Source organism: Pseudomonas sp. LBUM1673, from assembly GCF_059695645.1.
In genome coordinates, this window is sequence record NZ_CP166780.1 from 2,771,811 (window position 1) to 2,791,557 (window position 19,747).

At 61.4% G+C, this 19,747-nt stretch carries 18 protein-coding genes and 2 pseudogenes; 12 read left to right on the plus strand and 8 right to left on the minus strand.

Annotation, left to right across the window (positions count from 1 at the left end; genetic code table 11):
* Positions 1-22 precede the first annotated feature (22 nt).
* Positions 23-1,207, minus strand: a complete 1,185-nt coding sequence (locus ACA044_RS12695) for an ABC transporter substrate-binding protein (RefSeq protein WP_497446642.1) — start codon at positions 1,205-1,207, stop codon at positions 23-25.
* 249 nt (positions 1,208-1,456) lie between these two features.
* Here ACA044_RS12695 and pedF point away from each other — a divergent pair, with 249 nt between their 5' ends.
* From pedF to ACA044_RS12750, 11 genes and pseudogenes are all read left to right on the plus strand, one after another.
* Positions 1,457-1,918, plus strand: coding sequence for a cytochrome c-550 PedF (gene pedF / locus ACA044_RS12700; RefSeq protein ID WP_497446643.1), 462 nt, complete (start codon positions 1,457-1,459; stop codon positions 1,916-1,918).
* 3 nt (positions 1,919-1,921) lie between these two features.
* Positions 1,922-2,797 (plus strand): substrate-binding periplasmic protein, encoded by an 876-nt coding sequence (locus ACA044_RS12705; RefSeq protein ID WP_497446644.1) that lies wholly within the window; start codon positions 1,922-1,924, stop codon positions 2,795-2,797.
* A gap of 6 nt (positions 2,798-2,803) precedes the next feature.
* A pseudogene (locus ACA044_RS12710) lies at positions 2,804-2,938 on the plus strand (quinoprotein relay system zinc metallohydrolase 1); the annotation flags it as partial.
* 198 nt (positions 2,939-3,136) lie between these two features.
* Positions 3,137-4,912 carry a PQQ-dependent methanol/ethanol family dehydrogenase gene (locus ACA044_RS12715; RefSeq protein WP_497446645.1) on the plus strand — a complete coding sequence of 592 codons (1,776 nt, stop codon included), beginning with the start codon at positions 3,137-3,139 and terminating at the stop codon, positions 4,910-4,912.
* Positions 4,913-5,216: 304 nt separating this feature from the next.
* Entirely contained in the window at positions 5,217-6,737 is a 1,521-nt protein-coding gene (gene exaC / locus ACA044_RS12720) for an acetaldehyde dehydrogenase ExaC (RefSeq protein WP_497446646.1), read from the plus strand.
* A gap of 318 nt (positions 6,738-7,055) precedes the next feature.
* Positions 7,056-7,127 carry a pyrroloquinoline quinone precursor peptide PqqA gene (gene pqqA / locus ACA044_RS12725; RefSeq protein ID WP_010455123.1) on the plus strand — a complete coding sequence of 24 codons (72 nt, stop codon included), beginning with the start codon at positions 7,056-7,058 and terminating at the stop codon, positions 7,125-7,127.
* A 53-nt stretch (positions 7,128-7,180) separates the two neighbouring features.
* Entirely contained in the window at positions 7,181-8,095 is a 915-nt protein-coding gene (gene pqqB / locus ACA044_RS12730; protein ID WP_497446647.1) for a pyrroloquinoline quinone biosynthesis protein PqqB, read from the plus strand.
* A 155-nt stretch (positions 8,096-8,250) separates the two neighbouring features.
* Positions 8,251-9,003 (plus strand): pyrroloquinoline-quinone synthase PqqC, encoded by a 753-nt coding sequence (pqqC, locus tag ACA044_RS12735; RefSeq protein WP_497446648.1) that lies wholly within the window; start codon positions 8,251-8,253, stop codon positions 9,001-9,003.
* Positions 9,000-10,133 (plus strand): pyrroloquinoline quinone biosynthesis protein PqqE, encoded by a 1,134-nt coding sequence (gene pqqE, locus ACA044_RS12740; RefSeq protein ID WP_497446649.1) that lies wholly within the window; start codon positions 9,000-9,002, stop codon positions 10,131-10,133. Before pqqC ends, pqqE begins: the two co-directional genes overlap by 4 nt.
* Before the next feature lie 242 nt (positions 10,134-10,375).
* The gene (ercA, locus tag ACA044_RS12745) at positions 10,376-11,539 is read left to right on the plus strand and encodes an alcohol dehydrogenase-like regulatory protein ErcA (protein ID WP_497446650.1); all 1,164 of its coding nucleotides are present in this window, start codon (positions 10,376-10,378) and stop codon (positions 11,537-11,539) included.
* Entirely contained in the window at positions 11,523-13,250 is a 1,728-nt protein-coding gene (locus ACA044_RS12750) for a PAS domain-containing hybrid sensor histidine kinase/response regulator (protein ID WP_497446651.1), read from the plus strand. The genes ercA and ACA044_RS12750 overlap by 17 nt, the downstream gene beginning before the upstream one ends.
* Before the next feature lie 92 nt (positions 13,251-13,342).
* Here the strand turns inward: ACA044_RS12750 and ACA044_RS12755 are convergent.
* From ACA044_RS12755 to ACA044_RS12780, 6 genes and pseudogenes are all read right to left on the minus strand, one after another.
* Positions 13,343-13,433 (minus strand): annotated as a pseudogene (locus tag ACA044_RS12755) (aldose 1-epimerase); the annotation flags it as partial.
* A 191-nt stretch (positions 13,434-13,624) separates the two neighbouring features.
* Positions 13,625-14,905 (minus strand): TRAP transporter large permease, encoded by a 1,281-nt coding sequence (locus tag ACA044_RS12760; RefSeq protein WP_497446652.1) that lies wholly within the window; start codon positions 14,903-14,905, stop codon positions 13,625-13,627.
* On the minus strand, positions 14,906-15,433 hold the full coding sequence (locus ACA044_RS12765; RefSeq protein WP_497446653.1) for a TRAP transporter small permease: 528 nt from the start codon (positions 15,431-15,433) through the stop codon (positions 14,906-14,908).
* Between the two features lie 76 nt (positions 15,434-15,509).
* Entirely contained in the window at positions 15,510-16,493 is a 984-nt protein-coding gene (locus ACA044_RS12770; RefSeq protein ID WP_497446654.1) for a TRAP transporter substrate-binding protein, read from the minus strand.
* 60 nt (positions 16,494-16,553) lie between these two features.
* Positions 16,554-17,447 carry an SMP-30/gluconolactonase/LRE family protein gene (locus tag ACA044_RS12775; protein ID WP_497446655.1) on the minus strand — a complete coding sequence of 298 codons (894 nt, stop codon included), beginning with the start codon at positions 17,445-17,447 and terminating at the stop codon, positions 16,554-16,556.
* A 44-nt stretch (positions 17,448-17,491) separates the two neighbouring features.
* Entirely contained in the window at positions 17,492-18,316 is an 825-nt protein-coding gene (locus tag ACA044_RS12780) for an NAD-dependent epimerase/dehydratase family protein (RefSeq protein ID WP_497446656.1), read from the minus strand.
* A 203-nt stretch (positions 18,317-18,519) separates the two neighbouring features.
* Between ACA044_RS12780 and ACA044_RS12785 the strand changes: the two genes are divergently transcribed.
* Positions 18,520-18,897 carry a hypothetical protein gene (locus ACA044_RS12785; RefSeq protein ID WP_497446657.1) on the plus strand — a complete coding sequence of 126 codons (378 nt, stop codon included), beginning with the start codon at positions 18,520-18,522 and terminating at the stop codon, positions 18,895-18,897.
* Here the strand turns inward: ACA044_RS12785 and copD are convergent.
* Positions 18,887-19,747 (minus strand): copper homeostasis membrane protein CopD, encoded by an 861-nt coding sequence (gene copD / locus ACA044_RS12790; RefSeq protein ID WP_497446658.1) that lies wholly within the window; start codon positions 19,745-19,747, stop codon positions 18,887-18,889. The genes ACA044_RS12785 and copD overlap by 11 nt on opposite strands.

The window sequence follows — 19,747 nt, forward strand, 5'->3', positions numbered from 1 at the left end:
GTCGTTGTTGTGAAAAAAGGGATCAGAGAAAGCGGCAGCTGACCTCGGCTTTGTCGTAACCCAGGCTGTCCATTTCGTTGAAAGGGTGTAGAAAACCCTCCTGCGGCGATGTGCTGACCAGCGCCCGGGGCTGCACGATGGGGATCGGCTGGCGCAACTGACCGTTCCACGGTCGATAACTGAGCTTGCGGCCCTTGAAGCCGTCCAGCGGCAATTGCTCGCTGATTTCAAGCGTACGGATCGCCATGGCATCGACCTGACCCAGTTTTCCTACCGCGCTGGCAATGCTGCGCACGGCCATCCACGCGGCGAAATCCCGGTCGTTCATCCAGCGCCCGGCCAGTGCTTCGAAGCGCTTCTGCAACTGCGCGGCACCGTAGGTTTCGACGGTCTTGTGCCAGCCCACCGGGGTCAGGCCCTGAGTGCCGGCGACCGGTCGTGGATACCAGGTCTGGTAGGGCACGTACTCGCCGAAGTCGCCGCGTTCATCGGCCACCAGCACCACGTCGTACTCGGCGGTCTGGGTGAACAGCGGCATGTCGGCCTGGGCGCTGCGGCGCTGGTCGTTATCGAAGCTCCAGGCTTTTTCCGCCACCAATTGCAGGCCAAAGCGTTTGGCCGCCCGACGGAGGGCGGCGGCATAGGCTTGATCGTCCGGGGTCGGGCCGACGATCAGCAGCGCTCGTTGCCATTTGCGCAGCACCAGAAATTGCGCCAGCGCATCGGCCAGCATTGCGCGGCTTGGCAGGCTGTGCAGCACGTTCGGCAGGCAATCGGTGATGCGCAGGCTGTCATCCGGGCTGCCGGCATTGAACAGCAGGCTGTCGGGTAGCGCGGCACTGAGTTGGCGCAGGCTGGCCGCCGGCGCATTCACCACGAACAGCCGCAGACCTTGCTCGTATTGGGCCTTGGCCGCTTCGAGCAAGGCTTCGGGATTGTCGACATTGACGCTGACCAGGTCGTAGCGGTGGTTGAGAAAGCGACCGGTGCTGTTGCTGTCGGTGATCGCCAGTTCGGCGCCCCTCAGGCCGGCATCGGTCGGTTCAGGAATGACGTTCGACAGCAGCGGGCCTGGATCGGGGCGATAACCCAGGTAGCCGATCCGCACCTGCAACGGCGCGTCTGCCGCCTGACTCTGGGTCGCCAGCCCGGCGGCGCAGGCAATCGCCAGCAGGTAGGTCAAGGCGTAAGGGGCAAGCTGGCGCATAGGACACTCCATTACAGGTAGCGCCAGCATAGGAACCCTCGGCAGGCGGGGAAATATGCAGAAAGTACCGATGGGCCAGTACCAAGGTAGTAACGGCGTCCGAAACACACCTGGGCGTGCGCCACAAGCCCTACTACCAAGGGAGTAGGGCGCGGCCACCAAAGCAGCATACGGCTGGCGCAACGGCGTTCCTAAGATGGGGTCTAGCCTCTGCCAAGAGGTTTTGCGTGCAATCTTGAGGGCATAACAATGACACCAAAACGCAACGCCTTGCTCGTTGCCGGACTGCTGGCCGGTTTCATCAACGCAGGTTCCGTCTGGGCCCACGGCAACGTGGTACCCCAAGCCGTCGAAACCCAGGGACTGACCCCGATCAAGGAGGCCGGTGTGCAGGTCGATGCCGATGGCTGGGCGGCGGCGAACCCTTACCGATCCTCCCCGGAACGCGATAAAGCCGTGCAAATCGGCTCCTCGGCCTACAACCAGAACTGCGCGGCCTGTCATGGTCTGGAAGCCAAGTCCGGCGGCATTGCCCCCGACTTGCGCATGCTCGACGTCGGCGAGGCCGGTGATGAATGGTTCGTCGAACGCGTGCGCCATGGCGCCGTGCGTGACGGCCGGGTGTACATGCCAAAAATGGCCGACTACCTGAGTCAGGAAGCCCTGTGGGCGGTGCGCACTTATCTGGACAGCGTGCACGTCGAGGAGTAACCCATGCGCCTGCTCGCGGTGTTGATCAGCGCTGTGTGGCTGTGCTGCCAGACAGCGCAGGCGCAAGTCCGTACCTATGACGAAATGATCGCCGCCGCAGAGCTGAAAGTCGCGGTCTACAAGGACTTCGCGCCCTACAGTTTTGAAGAGGCAGGGCAGGCTCGCGGAGTCGATGTCGAACTTGCCCAGGCCTTGGCCAAGGCCATGGGGGTACGCCTGAAACTGATCTGGGCACCTGCCGGGGAGAAGCTCGACGACGACCTGCGCGATTACATCTGGCGGGCCAGTCAGTTGCACAACCAGCAGCTGGCCGACCTGATGATGCGCGTGCCCTACGATCGCGATTACTCACAGAAACGCAATGAACTGGGCGAACTGGAGAACGGTCATGTGGTGATGTTCGGGCCGTACCAGACCGAACAATGGCAAGTGGCTTATGACCGCCGTCGGCTGAACTCGGTGGGCAGCGTCGCCGTGTTTCAGCAGCACCCGATCGGCGTCGAAGTCGACAGCGTGCCGTCGTTCTACCTGACCTCGGTGTTCAACGGCATGCTCGCCGCCAAAACACGCCATTACCCAGGCGTACCCCAGGCGTTTGCCGCGATGAAGGCCGGCGAGGTCGACGCGGTGATGGCCATGCGCGGCGAGATCGACTGGCAAGTCCATCAGGCCGCTGATCCGCAAGTGGCGCTGGCGGAAAACACCTACCCGAACATGGGTAAACAGCTTTGGGAGATCGGCATGGCGGTGCATGAAAGCAACCGACAACTGGCCTACGCCGTGGAAGAGGCGCTGGAAGCGTTGATTCGCGAGGGCGCGGTCAACAGCATTTATGCCCGTTACGGCCTGCGCTATGACGTACCGGACATGTACCAATAGGCGCCGCCGGGTGTACGAAGTTTTGGGAATCACGATTTGCGCCTGCTGGGCCTGGGTGGGCACACCGGCGCGGATCTGGCTATTCTCGACCGGAAAACCGGCGTGCTGTTTGCCGGGGATCTGGTGTTTTATCAACGCGCCTGACACACCGCCTTCGCGGGCAAGCCCGCTCCCACGGGATCCAGTTTCTATCGATGGCCCTCATCTCATTCGACCCTGTACTAACGGACTAGCAATCTCAGCCCTGCGGGCAATTGTTGCAGGGGCGGCGGCGCCCAAGAATCTGCACCAGACCGGGAAAATTTCCCGGGTATAACAAAAACCGCAGAGGTAGCCGTCATGACCCAACCCGCACGTCGCCAACCCTTCGCCTTGAGCGTGCTGCTCAGTGCCATGCTGTTGTCCGGCCAGGCATTGGCCGCAGTCTCCGATCAAGACATCCTCCAGGACCCAAAGAACCCGGAGCAGATCGTCACCAACGGCCTGGGCGTCCAGGGTCAGCGCTACAGCCCGCTGGACACCCTCAATGTCGACAACGTGAAGGACCTGCGACCGGTCTGGGCCTTTTCGTTCGGCGGAGAAAAACAGCGCGGTCAGCAGGCGCAGCCGATGATCAAGGACGGCGTGATGTACATGACCGGCTCCTACTCGCGGGTGTTCGCGGTGGATGCGCGCACTGGCAGGAAGCTCTGGCAATACGACGCGCGCCTGCCCGATGACATCCGCCCGTGCTGTGACGTGATCAATCGTGGCGTTGCGCTGTACGGCGATCTGGTGATTTTCGGCACCCTCGACGCCAAGCTTGTGGCCCTGAACAAGGACACCGGCAAAGTGGTGTGGAGTAAGAAAGTCGCCGACCACAAGGAAGGCTATTCCATCAGCGCAGCGCCGTTGGTAATCAACGGCAAATTGATCACTGGTGTGGCCGGTGGCGAGTTCGGGGTGGTGGGCAAGATCGAAGCCTACGACCCGAAAAACGGCAACCTGTTGTGGACCCGGCCAACGGTCGAAGGCCACATGGGCTACGTCTACAAGGATGGCAAAGCGGTAGAGAACGGCATCTCTGGCGGCGAAGCGGGCAAGACCTGGCCGGGCGACTTGTGGAAAACCGGCGGCGCGGCGCCTTGGCTGGGCGGCTACTACGACCCGGAAACCAATCTGCTGCTGTTCGGCACCGGCAACCCGGCGCCATGGAACTCGCACCTGCGCCCTGGCGACAACCTCTACTCGTCCTCGCGCCTGGCGCTGAACCCGGATGACGGCACCATCAAATGGCACTTCCAGAGCACGCCCCACGACGGCTGGGACTATGACGGCGTGAACGAACTGGTGTCGTTCAACTACAGCGAAGGCGGCAAGGAAATCAAAGCGGCGGCCACCGCGGACCGTAACGGCTTCTTCTACGTGCTCGATCGCACCAACGGCAAATTCATCCGTGGCTTCCCGTTCGTGGACAAGATCACCTGGGCCAGCGGCCTGGATAAGGACGGTCGGCCGATCTACAACGAAACCAGCCGTCCGGGTGCACCGGGCTCCGAGGCCAAAGGCAGTTCGGTGTTCGTCGCGCCCGCGTTCCTCGGGGCAAAAAACTGGATGCCGATGGCCTACAACCGCGACACCGGCCTGTTCTACGTGCCATCCAACGAGTGGGGCATGGACATCTGGAACGAAGGCATCGCCTACAAGAAAGGCGCGGCGTTCCTCGGTGCCGGTTTCACCATCAAACCGTTGAATGAAGACTATATCGGCGTGCTGCGCGCCATCGACCCGAAAACCGGCAAGGAAGTCTGGCGCCACAAGAACTTCGCGCCGCTGTGGGGCGGAGTGCTGACCACCAAGGGCAACCTGGTGTTCACCGGTACGCCGGAAGGTTTCCTGCAAGCGTTCAACGCCAGGACCGGCGAGAAAGTCTGGGAATTCCAGACCGGTTCCGGCGTGCTCGGCTCGCCCGTGACCTGGGAAATGGACGGCGAGCAATACGTCTCGGTGCTGTCTGGTTGGGGTGGTGCTGTTCCGCTGTGGGGCGGCGAAGTGGCCAAGCGCATCAAGGACTTCAACCAGGGCGGAATGCTCTGGACGTTCAAGCTGCCTAAAGATCTCGTTGCCAAACACTAACCCCTGTGGGAGCGGGCTTGTGTGGCGAGGGGGCTTGCCCCCGTTGGGGTGCGAAGCGCCCCCCAAAACCAGTCGCCGCGATCTTGAATTAGAAAAGTGGTGACAGATTTACGATTGCTTCGCAATCGAACGGGGGCAAGCCCCCTCGCCACACAAGCCCGCTCCCACATTCGATTTGCGCAAACCTACTACCAAATAACGAGAATCCCCCTGCCAACGGCGCATTCGTCTGGCAGGCGGGGCTCTCTACTATCGGTTCATCGCCTGTTGGCCTGACAGGCATCGACCCAGACAGAGGCCCACCATGATCTATGCACAACCCGGAACACCCGGCGCCGTCGTTTCCTTCAAGCCGCGCTACGGCAATTTCATCGGCGGCGAGTTCGTTGCCCCGGTCAACGGCGAGTACTTCACCAACACCTCACCGGTCACCGGTGAAGTCATCGCCGAGTTCCCGCGCTCCAGCGCCGCCGACATCGAAAAAGCCCTCGATGCCGCCCATACCGCCGCCGATGCCTGGGGCAAAACCTCGGTGCAGGATCGCTCGCGGGTGCTGCTGAAAATCGCCGACCGCATCGAGCAGAACCTGGAAATCCTCGCCGTCACCGAAACCTGGGACAACGGCAAGGCTGTGCGCGAAACCCTCAACGCCGACGTACCTTTGGCCGCCGACCACTTCCGTTACTTCGCCGGTTGCATCCGTGCCCAGGAAGGCGGCGCCGCCGAGATCAACGAACTGACCACCGCCTATCATTTCCACGAACCGCTGGGCGTGGTCGGGCAGATCATCCCGTGGAATTTCCCGCTGCTGATGGCCGCCTGGAAACTTGCCCCGGCCCTGGCTGCCGGCAACTGCATCGTGCTCAAACCCGCCGAACAAACGCCGCTGTCGATCATGGTGTTCGCCGAGTTGATCGCCGATTTGCTGCCGGCCGGCGTGCTGAACATCGTCCAGGGGTTCGGTCGCGAAGCCGGTGAAGCGCTGGCCACCAGCAAGCGCATTGCCAAGATCGCCTTCACCGGTTCCACCCCGATCGGCGCGCACATCATGCATTGCGCCGCCGAGAACATCATTCCAAGCACCGTTGAACTGGGCGGCAAGTCGCCGAACATTTTCTTCGAAGACATCATGAACGCCGAGCCACAGTTCATCGAAAAAGCCGCCGAAGGCCTGGTTCTGGCGTTCTTCAACCAGGGCGAAGTCTGCACCTGTCCGTCCCGGGCACTGGTGCAGGAATCGATCTACAAGCCGTTCATGGCCGAGGTGATGAAGAAGATCGTCAAGATCAAGCGCGGCAACCCGCTGGACACTGAAACCATGGTCGGCGCCCAGGCGTCCGAGCAGCAGTACGACAAGATCCTCTCGTACCTGAAAATCGCCCAGGAGGAGGGCGCCGAACTGCTCACCGGCGGTGCGGCCGAGCGTCTTGAAGGCGACTTGTCGAGCGGTTATTACATCCAGCCGACCCTGCTCAAGGGCCACAACAAAATGCGCGTGTTCCAGGAAGAAATCTTCGGCCCGGTGGTGGGTATCACCACCTTCAAGGACGAAGCCGAAGCCCTGGCGATTGCCAACGACAGCGAGTTCGGCCTCGGCGCCGGCCTGTGGACCCGCGACATCAACCGCGCCTACCGCATGGGCCGGGCGATCAAGGCCGGGCGCGTCTGGACCAACTGCTACCACCTGTACCCGGCCCACGCCGCGTTCGGTGGCTACAAGAAGTCCGGTGTCGGCCGTGAGAACCACAAGATGATGCTCGACCACTACCAGCAGACCAAAAACCTGTTGGTGAGCTACGACATCAATCCGCTGGGGTTCTTCTGATTCGGCTCGAAATCGGGTGATGGCTTTCGCGGGCAAGCCTCGCTCCTACAGGTTATGTGTTAGCCGTGAAATCCGCGCAACCCTGTAGGAGCGAGGCTTGCCCGCGAAGGCGTCGTCACATTCCACAAAAAAGTCGACTGACACTCCGCCATCGCGAGCAGGCTCGCTCCCACATTGGTTTTGTGTGTTTCCAGGCTCTGCGCGACACCCCCTACCAACGCACCCCACAACCTCCTTCGAAAGTAGCATTCGGTCACTTCGCCCCCCGTGCATTAATGGCTTTACCGGAATCGTCCGGCACAAGAAGAGGATTAACCCATGTGGAATAAACCCGCGTTTACCGATCTGCGCATTGGCTTCGAAGTGACGATGTATTTCGCCAACCGTTGATTGATCGCCCGGTCAGCCGATGCGTTGGCCGGGCCTGCCTTCTGGAGCCTCCCATGCACATCCGCGTTCTCGGTTCCGCCGCCGGCGGTGGATTTCCACAATGGAACTGCAACTGCCGTCAATGCGCCGCTATGCGCAACGGCAACCTGCGCGCGCAACGCCGCACGCAGTCGTCCATTGCCCTGAGCGACGATGGTGTGGAGTGGGTACTCTGCAATGCTTCACCGGACATTCGCGCGCAACTCGAGAGCTTCCCGGCGCTGCAACCAGCCCGACGCTTGCGTGACACGGCGATTGCCGGTGTCGTCCTGCTGGACAGTCAGATCGACCATTGCACCGGCCTGTTGAGCCTGCGCGAAGGCTGCCCGCATTCGGTCTGGTGCACCGAGCGGGTTCATCAAGACCTCAGCAGCGGCTTTCCCTTGTTCACCATGCTCAAGCACTGGAACGGTGGCTTGCAGTGGCAACCCATCGGGCTGGACCGCGAGCCGTTCAGTATCTCGGCTTGCCAACACCTGCAATTTCGCGCGATTCCGTTGGTCAGCAACGCACCGCCGTATTCCCCCAACCGTGGCAACCCTCAACCGGGGGACACCATTGGCCTGTTCATCGAAGACCTGCGCAGCGGTGCAGCGGTTTTCTATGCGCCGGGGCTGGGACAGGTCGACGCCGAGGTATTGAGCTGGATGCAGCGCGCCGACTGCCTGCTGCTGGACGGCACGCTGTGGCGCGACGATGAAATGCGCGTGTGCGAAGTCGGCCAGAGCCTGGGCCGCGAAATGGGTCACCTGCCACAAAGCGGTCCCGGCGGCATGCTCGACGTTCTGGAGGGGTTCAATCGCCAGCGCAAGGTGCTGATCCACATCAACAACACCAACCCGATCCTCGATGAAGACTCGGCCGAGCGCGCATTGCTGGAGCGGCGCGGGATTGAAGTGGCTTATGACGGCATGGACATTGTCTTGTAGCTGAAGGCCCCATCGCGAGCAGGCTCGCTCCCACAGGAGTCCGGGTCGTACCCGATTTTCTGTGCAAAGCAGGTCCATTGTGGGAGCGAGCCTGCTCGCGATGAGGCCAGACCAGACACCGCAGAACCCAACGGTTATTCCCCTGGAGAACCGCAATGACTGACACTCCCATGACCCCCGCCGAATTCGAAGCAGCCCTGCGCGCCAAAGGCGCCTATTACCATATCCACCACCCATTTCACCAAGCCATGTACGCCGGGCGTGCCACCCGCGAGCAGATCCAAGGCTGGGTCGCCAATCGCTTCTATTACCAGGTGAACATCCCGCTCAAGGATGCCGCCATCCTCGCCAACTGCCCGGACCGCGATGTGCGCCGGGAATGGCTGCAACGGATCCTCGACCACGATGGCGTCCCCGGTAGCGAAGGCGGGATCGAAGCCTGGTTGCGCCTAGGCGAAGCGGTGGGGCTGGATCGCGAACAAATCCTCTCGCAAGAGCGGGTGCTGCCGGGCGTGCGGTTTGCCGTGGACGCCTACGTCAATTTCGCCCGTCGTGCTTGTTGGCAGGAAGCGGCCAGCAGTTCGCTGACCGAACTGTTCGCGCCGCAGATCCACCAGTCCCGGCTCGACGCCTGGCCCACCCATTACCCGTGGATCGACCCGACCGGTTACGACTATTTCCGTACGCGTCTGAGCCAGGCGCGGCGCGATGTCGAGCATGGTTTGCGCATCACTCTGGCGCATTACGTCACTGTCGAGGGTCAGCAGCGAATGCTGGAGATTCTGCAGTTCAAACTCGACGTGCTGTGGAGCATGCTCGACGCGATGAGCATGGCTTATGAGCTGAATCGCCCGCCGTATCACACCGTCACCACCGAGCGGGTCTGGCACCGGGGGATCATCTTGTGAGCCTGATCGAACAGCAACCCGGCCCACCGCTGTGGTTGTTGGCGGAGCTGACCTATCGCTGCCCGCTGCAATGCCCGTATTGCTCCAACCCGCTGGACTTCGCCCAACAGGGCGAGGAATTGAGCACAGAAGAGTGGATTCGGGTGTTCCGCGAGGCGCGGGAAATGGGCGCTGCACAATTGGGTTTTTCCGGTGGCGAGCCGTTGGTGCGCCAAGACCTGGCCGAGTTGATCAAGGCCGCGCGGGACATGGGTTACTACACCAACCTGATCACCTCAGGCGTCGGCCTGACCGAACAGAAGGTCCGCGACTTTAAGGTCGCCGGGCTGGACCATATCCAGATCAGCTTTCAGGCCGCCGACGAAGAGGTGAACAACCTGCTCGCCGGTTCGCGCAAGGCCTTCGCCCAGAAACTGGCCATGGCCCGGGCGGTGAAAGCCCAGGGCTACCCGATGGTGCTGAATTTCGTCACCCATCGGCACAACATCGACCAGATCGCGCAGATCATCGAACTGTGCCTGGAGCTGGAGGCGGATTTCGTCGAATTGGCCACATGCCAGTTCTATGGTTGGGCCGAACTCAACCGCGTCGGCCTGTTGCCGACCCGCGAACAGTTGCAGCGCGCCGAGCGGATTACCAATGAATACCGCCAGCGGCTTGAGGCCGAAGGCCACCCGTGCAAGCTGATTTTCGTCACCCCGGATTACTACGAAGAACGCCCCAAGACCTGCATGAATGGCTGGGCCAACCTGTTTCTCGATATCACCCCGGACGGTACGGCGCTGCCTTGTCATAGCGCTCGCCAGTTGCCGGTGCAGTTTCCCAACGTGCGCGAGCACAGCATCGAACACATCTGGAACGACTCCTTCGGTTTCAACCGTTTTCGTGGCGATGACTGGATGAAAGAGCCGTGCCGTTCCTGCGATGAAAAACACCAGGACCTCGGTGGCTGCCGCTGTCAGGCGTTCATGCTCACCGGTGATGCCGCCAACGCCGACCCGGTGTGCAGCAAGTCGCCGCACCACGACGTTATTCTCAAGGCCCGGGACGAAGCCGACACGCCAGGGCAGGGCATGGAGCACCTGACCTTGCGCAATGAAAAGGCTTCGCGGCTGATCTATCGTGGATGAATTGTGAGCTGACACAAGTCCCCTGTGGGAGCGAGCCTGCTCGCGATAGCGGAGTGTCAGACAACATCATTTTGACTGGAAGACAGCCATCGCGAGCAGGCTCGCTCCCACAGGGGATCTTCGGTGAATACAAAAACCGAGTACACCCCGGGCTGGTTCGCTATCCATTGGTCTGATTGCATTCGCAGCCGGATGCTTTAGTGTGGACTTTACCTTCCAAAACAATAAAAACAGGCTTTCCAATGAGCCAGAATCTCAGCCAGCTGCGTAAATTCGTTTCGCCTGAAATCATCTTCGGTGCCGGCTGTCGGCACAATGTAGGCAACTACGCCAAGACCTTTGGCGCCCGCAAGGTGCTGGTGGTCAGCGACCCCGGTGTGATTGCCGCCGGTTGGGTCGCCGATGTCGAGGCCAGCCTGCAAGCCCAGGGCATTGATTTCTTTTTGTATAGCGACGTTTCGCCCAACCCGCGGATCGAAGAGGTCATGCTCGGCGCCGAGCTGTACCGGGAGAATCACTGCGATGTGATCGTGGCGATCGGCGGCGGCAGCCCGATGGACTGCGGCAAAGGCATCGGCATCGTCGTCGCCCACGGGCGCAACATCCTTGAATTCGAGGGCGTGGACACCCTGCGCATGCCCAGCCCGCCGCTGATCCTGATTCCGACCACCGCCGGCACGTCGGCCGATGTGTCGCAGTTCGTGATCATCTCCAATCAGCAAGAACGCATGAAGTTCTCTATCGTCAGCAAGGCCGCGGTGCCGGATGTGTCGCTGATCGATCCGGAAACCACCCTGAGCATGGACCCGTTCCTGTCAGCCTGTACCGGCATCGACGCGTTGGTCCACGCCATCGAAGCCTTTGTCTCCACCGGCCACGGGCCGCTCACCGACCCTCACGCGCTGGAGGCGATGCGGCTGATCAACGGCAATCTGGTGCAAATGATCGCCAACCCGAACGACATCGCCCTGCGGGAAAAAATCATGCTCGGCAGCATGCAGGCCGGGCTGGCGTTCTCCAATGCGATCCTCGGCGCGGTGCACGCCATGTCCCACAGCCTCGGTGGATTCCTTGATCTGCCTCACGGCTTGTGCAACGCGGTGCTGGTGGAACATGTGGTGGCGTTCAACTACAGCTCGGCGCCGGAGCGTTTCAAGGTGATCGCCGAGACGTTCGGCATCGATTGCCGCGGCCTGAATCACCGGCAGATTTGCGGGCGTCTGGTCGAACACCTGATCGCCCTCAAACACGCCATCGGCTTCCACGAAACCCTCGGTCTGCACGGGGTGAGTACGGCGGATATTCCGTTCCTGTCGCAACACGCCATGCACGACCCGTGCATCCTTACCAACCCGCGCGAATCCAGTCAGCGCGACGTCGAGGTCGTCTATGGCGAAGCCCTCTGACGAACAGCAACGGGCGCTGGCCGGGTTACTCGGCTTGGGCAACCACTCGGCGCGCAAGAGTCATTACCCGGAACTGGCCGCGCGCCTGGATGAACTGGAAACCGAACGTAACCGCTATAAATGGCTGTTCGAAAACGCGGTGCACGGGATCTTCCAGGCGAGCCTGCTGGAAGGCATGCGCGCCGCCAACCCGGCACTGGCGCGGATGCTCGGCTATCAGGACCCGCAGGAGGTGCTGTTTTCCCTGACGGACCTGGCGGGCACGCTGTTCGTCGGGGGCGCGCAGGAGCTGGAAAGCATCGGCGAAATCCTCCGGCGCGAGCGCAGCCTGCTGGCCTATGAAACTCAGCTGCGACGCAAGGATGGCAGCGTCCTCGACGTATTGATGAACCTGCTGCTCAAACCGGATCAGGAAGGCCTGGTGGAGGGCTTTGTCGCCGACATCACCGAACGAAAACTGGCCCAGCAGCGCCTGCAACAACTCAATGACCAACTGGAGCAGCGGGTCACCGCGCGCACCAACGAGTTGCTGGACGCCAACCGCAATCTGCAACAGCAGATCATCCAGCGCAAACAGATATCAGAAGCCTTGCGCGACGCCCGTGATGCCGCCGAGGCGGCCAATCGCAGCAAAGACAAATACCTCGCCGCCGCCAGTCACGACCTGCTGCAACCGCTCAACGCCGCGCGTTTGCTGATCTCGACCTTGCGCGAACGGCACTTGCCCGACGTCGAACAGGTGCTGGTGGAGCGCACGCATCAGGCGCTGGAAGGGGCCGAAGACTTGCTCACCGATCTGCTGGATATTTCCCGGCTCGATCAGGCGGCGGTGAAGCCGGACATCGCCCTGTACCGCCTCGACGAATTGCTCGCGCCGCTTGTTTCGGAGTTTCAGTCGGTGGCCGCGGCGGCCGGGTTGAACCTGCGGGTGCACATGGGCGATTACGCCATTCACACCGACTTGCGCCTGATGACGCGGATTCTGCGCAACTTCCTCAGCAATGCCTGCCGCTACACCGACGACGGCAGCATCCTGCTGGGAGCCCGGCGCCGGGGCGATGCGCTGCGTATTGAAGTCTGGGACACCGGGCGCGGGATCCCGGCGGATCGTCTTGACTCGATCTTCCTCGAGTTCAATCAACTGGATGTCGGGCGCGCCGCCGATCGCAAGGGCGTGGGCCTGGGGCTGGCCATCGTCGAACGCATCGCCAAGATCCTCGATTACAGGATTCAGGTGCATTCGCTGCCGGGGCGCGGTTCGATGTTCAGCATCGAAGTGCCGATTTCCCATGAGATTCCGCAGCCCATCAGCCTGGCGGCGCCACAACCAGGCACCGGCAACCCGTTGCCGGGCCGGCGCCTGTTGGTGTTGGACAACGAAATCAGCATTCTTGAAAGCATGAGCGCGTTGCTCGGACAGTGGGGTTGCGAGGTGGTCACCGCCACCGACGAGGCCACCGCGCTGGTGGCTTTGCAGGGACAGGCGCCGGAACTGATTCTGGCGGACTATCACCTGGATCACGGGGTGGTGGGCTGTGAGGTGGTCCGGCATTTGCGCGAGCATTTCAGCCAGGCGATTCCGGCGGTGATCATCACCGCAGACCGCACCGATCAGTGTCGGCGTTCATTGCAGCGGCTCGACGCGCCCTTGCTGAACAAACCGGTGAAGCCCGGCAAGTTGCGCGCGGTGCTGAGTCAGCTGTTGGCGTAGCGATAGCGCAGGCTGAAACCGAGTTCGGCGGATTGGCTGTGCTCCAGCAAACGCAACCCTGGCCGACCCGGCAAGTGATGGGCGTTGACCGTGCGAGACGATCTGCCACGGCTGTTGCCAGGCGCTGCCGTGAATCGGCAGCGGGTCGGTGAGGCTGTTGGGCGTCAGCGCGAGCCAGCCACCTTCTGTGGCGAGGGGGCTTGCCCCCGTTGGGTCGCGTAGCGGCCCCAATAATCTTTCAGGCATACCGAGTTGTCTGGATTGCGACTGCTTCGCAGCCGAACGGGGCGATGCGGCGTTCCGACAAGCCCCCTCGCCACAAAAAGCCCGTGCCCGCAGGAATATTCCATTGAGCACGGTGCATTCTTGATTTATTACAACACCAAATGCGGCAACCACAGCGAAATGGCGGGAATGTAGGTCACGGCCATCAGCACCAGGAACAGCACGCCGTAGAACGGCAGCAGCGCTTTCACGGTGCTTTCGATGCTGACCTTGCCCACCGCCGAACCGACAAACAATACCGCGCCCACCGGCGGTGTGATCAAACCGATCCCCAGGTTCACCAGCATGATCATGCCGAACTGCACCGGGTCCACGCCGATGCCCAGAATCACCGGCATCAGAATCGGCGTAAGGATCAGGATCAGCGGCGCCATGTCCATCACCGTGCCGAGCAACAGCAGCATCACGTTGATGCACATCAGAATCACGTAACGGTTGTCCGACAGGGTCAGGAACATTGTGGTGATCTTCGCCGGGATCTGCATCAGCGTCATGATGTAGCCGAAGCTGGCGGCGAAGCCAATCAGTATCATCACGATCGAGATGGTGCGCACCGTGCGGTGCATCAACTTGGGCAGCTCACGCCACTTGTAGTCGCGGTAGATGAACATGGTGACGAAGAACGACCACAACACCGCAATCGCCGCCGATTCGGTGGCCGTGAAGATGCCCGAGAGAATGCCGCCGAGAATGATGACCATCGCCATCATGCCCCACATCGCTTCACCGCAGATTTTCAGCGCTTGGCGCATGGGGATGACTTCGCCCTTGGGGTAGTTGCGCTTTCTGGCGAAGATCAGGCACAGCACCATCAGGCACGCGCTCATCATCAGGCCCGGCACCACGCCGGCCATGAACAGCGAAGCGATCGAAACGGTACCGCCGGCGGCCAGCGAGTACAGCACTGAGTTATGGCTGGGCGGCGTCAACAGAGCCTGGACCGAACCGCTGACCGTCACCGCAGTGGAGAAATCCCGCGGGTAGCCGCGCCGCTCCATTTCCGGAATCAGCACCGAACCGACCGACGCCGTGTCTGCCACCGAAGAACCGGAAATCGCGCCGAAGAAGGTCGAAGCCATGATGTTCACCAGCGATAACCCGCCGCGCACGAAACCCACCAACACCCCGGCGAACGCCACCAGCCTGCGGGACATGCCGCCCTCGGCCATGATCGCGCCGGCGAGCACGAAGAAGGGAATCGCCAGCAACGAGAATTTGTTCACACCGCCCGCGACCTGAATCATCAGTGCCTGGAACGGGATGTCGATCCACCACGCGCCGATCAGGGCAGAAAGCCCCAGGGCGTAGGCGACCGGCATGCCGATCAGGATCAAAGCGATAAAACTGCCGAGCAGAATCAGAGCGTCCATTTATGCGGCACCTTCGCTTTCTTCAACCAGGTCGAAACGCACGACCCGACGGTTGCTCTGATCACCGAGCAAGAGTTTTTCCAGCACAAAAATCAGCGTCAGCCCACCGCCCACGGGGATCGGCATGTAGGTGATGCCCACGCGCAGGGTGGGCAGGGCGCTCATGAACTGGTTCCAGGTGGACAGACAGAGCTTGGTGCCCCAGATGGCCATGAACAGGCAAATGGTTGCCATCAGCAGTTGCGAAACGATGCTCATGGTCTTGCGCAGTTCGGGGGGCATGCGGTCAGTGAGCATGGCCACGGCCATGTGCGCACCGGCGCGATAACTGGCGGCGGCGCCGATGAAGGTGAAGACCATCATCAGCAAAATCGCGGTGGGCTCCGGCCAACTGGAGCCGGTGCCGAGGACGTAACGGGCGAAGACGCCCCACGGAATGATCAGGGAAATAGTCAGGACCGACAGGCCGGCGACCCAGATGCAGGTCATGTAAATCCTGTCGTTGATGCGCAGCAGCAGATTCTTCATCGGGTTTCACCGTAACCGGGCACCGCTGACGATCCATTCGTCAACGGTGCCGGGCCTTTCATGAATGCAGGGAGGGTTACTGAACGGCTTCGATGCGCTTGATCAGGTCGGCGTAAGGCGCACCATATTTTTCGCGGATTGACGCCGTAGCTTCATAGAAAGGTTTCTTGTCGACGGTGATGAACTCGACGCCGGCTGCCTTGAGTTTTTCTTCACTGCTGGCCGACTTCGCATCCCACAGCGTGCGTTCCTGGGCCTGTGCGGCTTTGGCGGCTTTTTTCACCAGCACTTGTTGGTCGGGGCTGAGTTTTTCCCAGGTGATTTTCGACATCACGATCGGCTCGGGCAGGATCAGGTGCCCGGTCAGGCTGTAGAACTTGGCGTTCTGATAGTGGTTGTGTTCGAGCAGGGTCGGCGGGTTGTTTTCCGCGCCGTCGATCACCCCGGTCTGCAAGGCGCTGAAAATCTCGCCGGTGTCCATGGCAATGCCGTTGCCGCCCATGGCATTGATGGTGTCGATGAACATTGGGTTGCCTTGCACGCGGATCCTCATGCCTTTGAGGTCGGCGAGGCTGCGTACCGGTTTCTTGGTGTAGATGTTACGCGTGCCGCCGTCCATCCAGGCCAGGGCGACCAGGTTGAATTCGGAGTGGGTGATCTTGTCGAGGATCTCATCGCCGACCTCACCGTCGATGACTTTACGCATGTGCGCCTGGTCGCGGAACACGAACGGCATGTTGAACACGTTCACGTCCGGCACCACCGGCCCGACGATGCCGAGGCTGACCCGGGCCATCTGAATGGCGCCGACCTGGGCCTGTTCGATGACTTCCTTTTCCGAGCCGAGTACACCGCCGGCGAACATCTTGAAGGTCAGCTTGCCGTCGCTATCGGCCACCAGGGTTTTGCCCAGCTGTTCCTCGGCGACCACGGTCGGGTAACCGGCGGGATGGATGTCGGCGAATTTGATTTCCAGCGCCTGGGCGGCGCTGCTGAGGGTGAAGGTGAGTGCTGCAGTGATGGGAAGTGCGGCGGCGAGCAAGGTGCGTTTGAAGTCCATGGGTTGCGTCTCCAGTCTTGTTGTTTTTTTATTCAAGGCACAGCGATGCAGCAGAGGGGGTTAAAGCCATTCGTTGAACACCGGTTCCGGCAAGCCTTTGACGCCGGGGTTGAGGGCGAACACGCCGCCGGCCAGCGACTGTTCGTCATGGTCGTCAGCGGGGCGGATCGAGGTCACAAACAGTGTGTCGAGCTGGCCGCCACCGAAGGCGCACATGGTCGGTTTCTTCACCGGCACGGGGAGGGAACGATCCAGTCGGCCATCGGGGGTGAAACGGTGAATCAGCCCCGCGTCGTTGGCGCAGATCCAGTAGCAACCTTCGGCATCCACTGCCGCGCCATCGGGGCGGCCAAGAAAGTGATGCATGTCGACGAACAGCCGGGGTTTGGACGGCGTGCCGCTGTCGGTGTCGTAATCGAAGGCCCAGATCTGCTGCACGTTGGGGTGCGAATCCGAGAGGTACATCGTCTTGCCGTCCGGGCTGAAGCCCAGGCCGTTGGGCACGATGAAACCGCTGAGCCGGGCGTCGAGCGGTCCGTGTTGCCCGGCGCTGTAACGATAGAGCGTGCCATCGGTGGCATTGGCGCCCATGTCCAGCACCATGCTGGCGGCCCAGAAACGGCCCTGACGATCACAGCGGCCATCGTTCAGGCGCATGTCGGGGCGAGCGTGATCGACGTGGGCCAGCAGTTCGCTGTCGAGGCTGCCATCGTTGTGCGGGTGCAGGTAAAAAAAACCGCTCTCCATGCCGGCGACCCAGCCACCCGCGCTGTGACGGGCGATGCAGGCGAGCATTTGCGGAGCTTTCCAGGCGTGAACATGGCCACTGTCGGCGCTCCAGCGCTGCAGTCCACCGGCCGGAATATCGACCCAGTACAGGGCGTTTTCCTCGGGGACCCACACCGGGCTTTCACCGACCGCATTGCGGGCATCGACAATCAATTCGGCTTGCATGGCAACTCATTCCCTTGGGTTGTTATGGGGGGATCGGTGTGGGCTCAGTCGTCGAACGGCCCGGCCGCGACAAAGGCGCCACCCTGATAAACCCGGGCCGGATCATCCTCGGCTGGCATTGGCTGGGCTTCGACTTTTTCGCGGAAGATTTCGGACGTGTCCTGGGGCGCATAACCCAGGTTTGCCGCGAGACGGTTGTCCCACCAGACGTGCGTGTTGTCGGACATGCCATACACCACGGTGTGGCCGACGTCCGGGGTGTACAACGCGCGTTCGAGCAATTGGGTCAGGTCATCGAAGCTCAGCCAGGTGCTCATCATTCGGCGGTTTTGCGGTTCCGGGAACGAGGAGCCGATGCGAATGCTGACGGTCTCGATGCCATAGCGATCGAAGTAGAAGCTGGCCATGTCTTCGCCGTAGGACTTGGACAAACCGTAGTAGCCGTCCGGACGGCGAGGGGAGTGGGCGTCGAGGGTTTCATCCTGCTTGTAAAAGCCGATGACGTGGTTGGAACTGGCGAAAATCACCCGCTTCACGCCGTGGCGACGGGCCGCTTCGTAGATATGGAACACGCCGCAGATGTTGGCGCCGAGGATCTCTTCGAACGGACGCTCCACCGACACGCCGCCGAAATGCAGGATCGCATCCACGCCTTCGACCAGTTGATGCACCGCCTGCTTATCGGCGAGGTCGCACGGCACGACTTCTTCGCGCCCATCAATGGCCGGTGCCATGTTGGCGATGTCGGACAGGCGGATCACGTTGGCGTAGGGCCGCAGGCGTTCGCGCAACACGTTGCCGAGGCCACCGGCGGCACCGGTCAGGAGCAGGCGATTGAACGGCGCGCGGGCTGTGGGTGTGGTCGTCATGAAAGTCCCTGTACACAAAATTGTGGTTATTGGATTTGTTGTAGGTTGTCGTATGACTTGGTGAAGTATTGGTAGGCTTTCCGGTGCTTGTCAACGCGACGTTGGTTGAAATTGACGGAGGGTCATGTTCCTTCATCCCACATGAATCTGCTGAACCTGTGGGAGCGGGCTTGCTCGCGAAGGCGGTGTGTCAGGCGACACCAATGTTGACTGTGCCACCGTATTCGCGAGCAAGCCCGCACACATGGATTTATGCCAACCTGCAAAGGTGCCCCGCCTTACAACAACGAAATCGGGTAACTAATAAAGATGCGGTTCTCGTGGAACTCATTGGTGCTGAAGTCGCGGCGGATGGTCGGGTTGCGCAGGTTGAGCGTGGCCTTGGCGTCATCGACGAAACCTTCGGCCTGGCTGCTGCAACCGATCAGGCTCAGGGTATGGCGGCGGGCGAACGTGGGGCGAGGGGGGTGGCGAAGGAATCACGGGCGAGTCTGCTCACAGCTAACGCTCCTTATTTTTTTGTTGTTTTTATTTTTTGTTATGCTTCGTCGTACAACATTGGATTTGTGTTCAGGTGGTAATCATCGGAGGCAGGGTGCCGAGCAGCGAAACCGCCGCCACCGCGCCGATCCCCAGTAACCACTCCAGCACGACGCTGGTACGCAACAGGCCCAGGCGCTGCTGGCAATCCTTGACCCGCAGCCGATTGAACAGCGCCAACCCCAGCATCCCGATCACCAGCACAACCTTGATCAACAGGATCAGCGCAAACCCCGACAGCAACGGCGTTGGCCAGAACGCGCCGGTCAATACCCGCACGTTGATCAGCCCGGTCATCACCAGTCCCGCCACCAAGGCGTAACCGATACCGCTGAAGCGTTGCAGTATGGCGCTCAAGGGATGATCGGCCGGGTGGCGCAGGATCATCACCAACAACATCAACCCGCCGAGCCAGGCGCCGACGCAGGCCAGGTGAATGATCTGGTTGAGGATCAGCAATTGGCCTTGCAGACCATCGAGCATGGCGCCATGACCGACCGGGGCCAGGGTCGCCAGCAGCAGGCTGGTAAGACCGATGCGCCAGAGCACGCTGGAGCGCCAGGGTGTCAGCAGCAGGGCCATGAGCAACAGATTGAGCAGCAGATGCCAGCACCAGACCTGACCGAAAAAGGTAGTGCTCAGCACCAGGCGCAGCGTCACCGGATCGAATGCCGCGTCCGGGGCGCCGGCCATGCTGGCGGTGATCAGCAGCAACCAGCCGACGCCGCTGAGCAACGCCACCGCGCTGAGCCAGCGGGTCACTCGCGCCAGAGACGGATCCAGCCACGCCGTTTCACGGCCCAACAGCAGAGGCCTGAACACCCAGGCCCCGAACAGCATCAGCACCACGGTGAAATGCAGGAAGCGGCACAGCACCAGCGCATCGGTCAT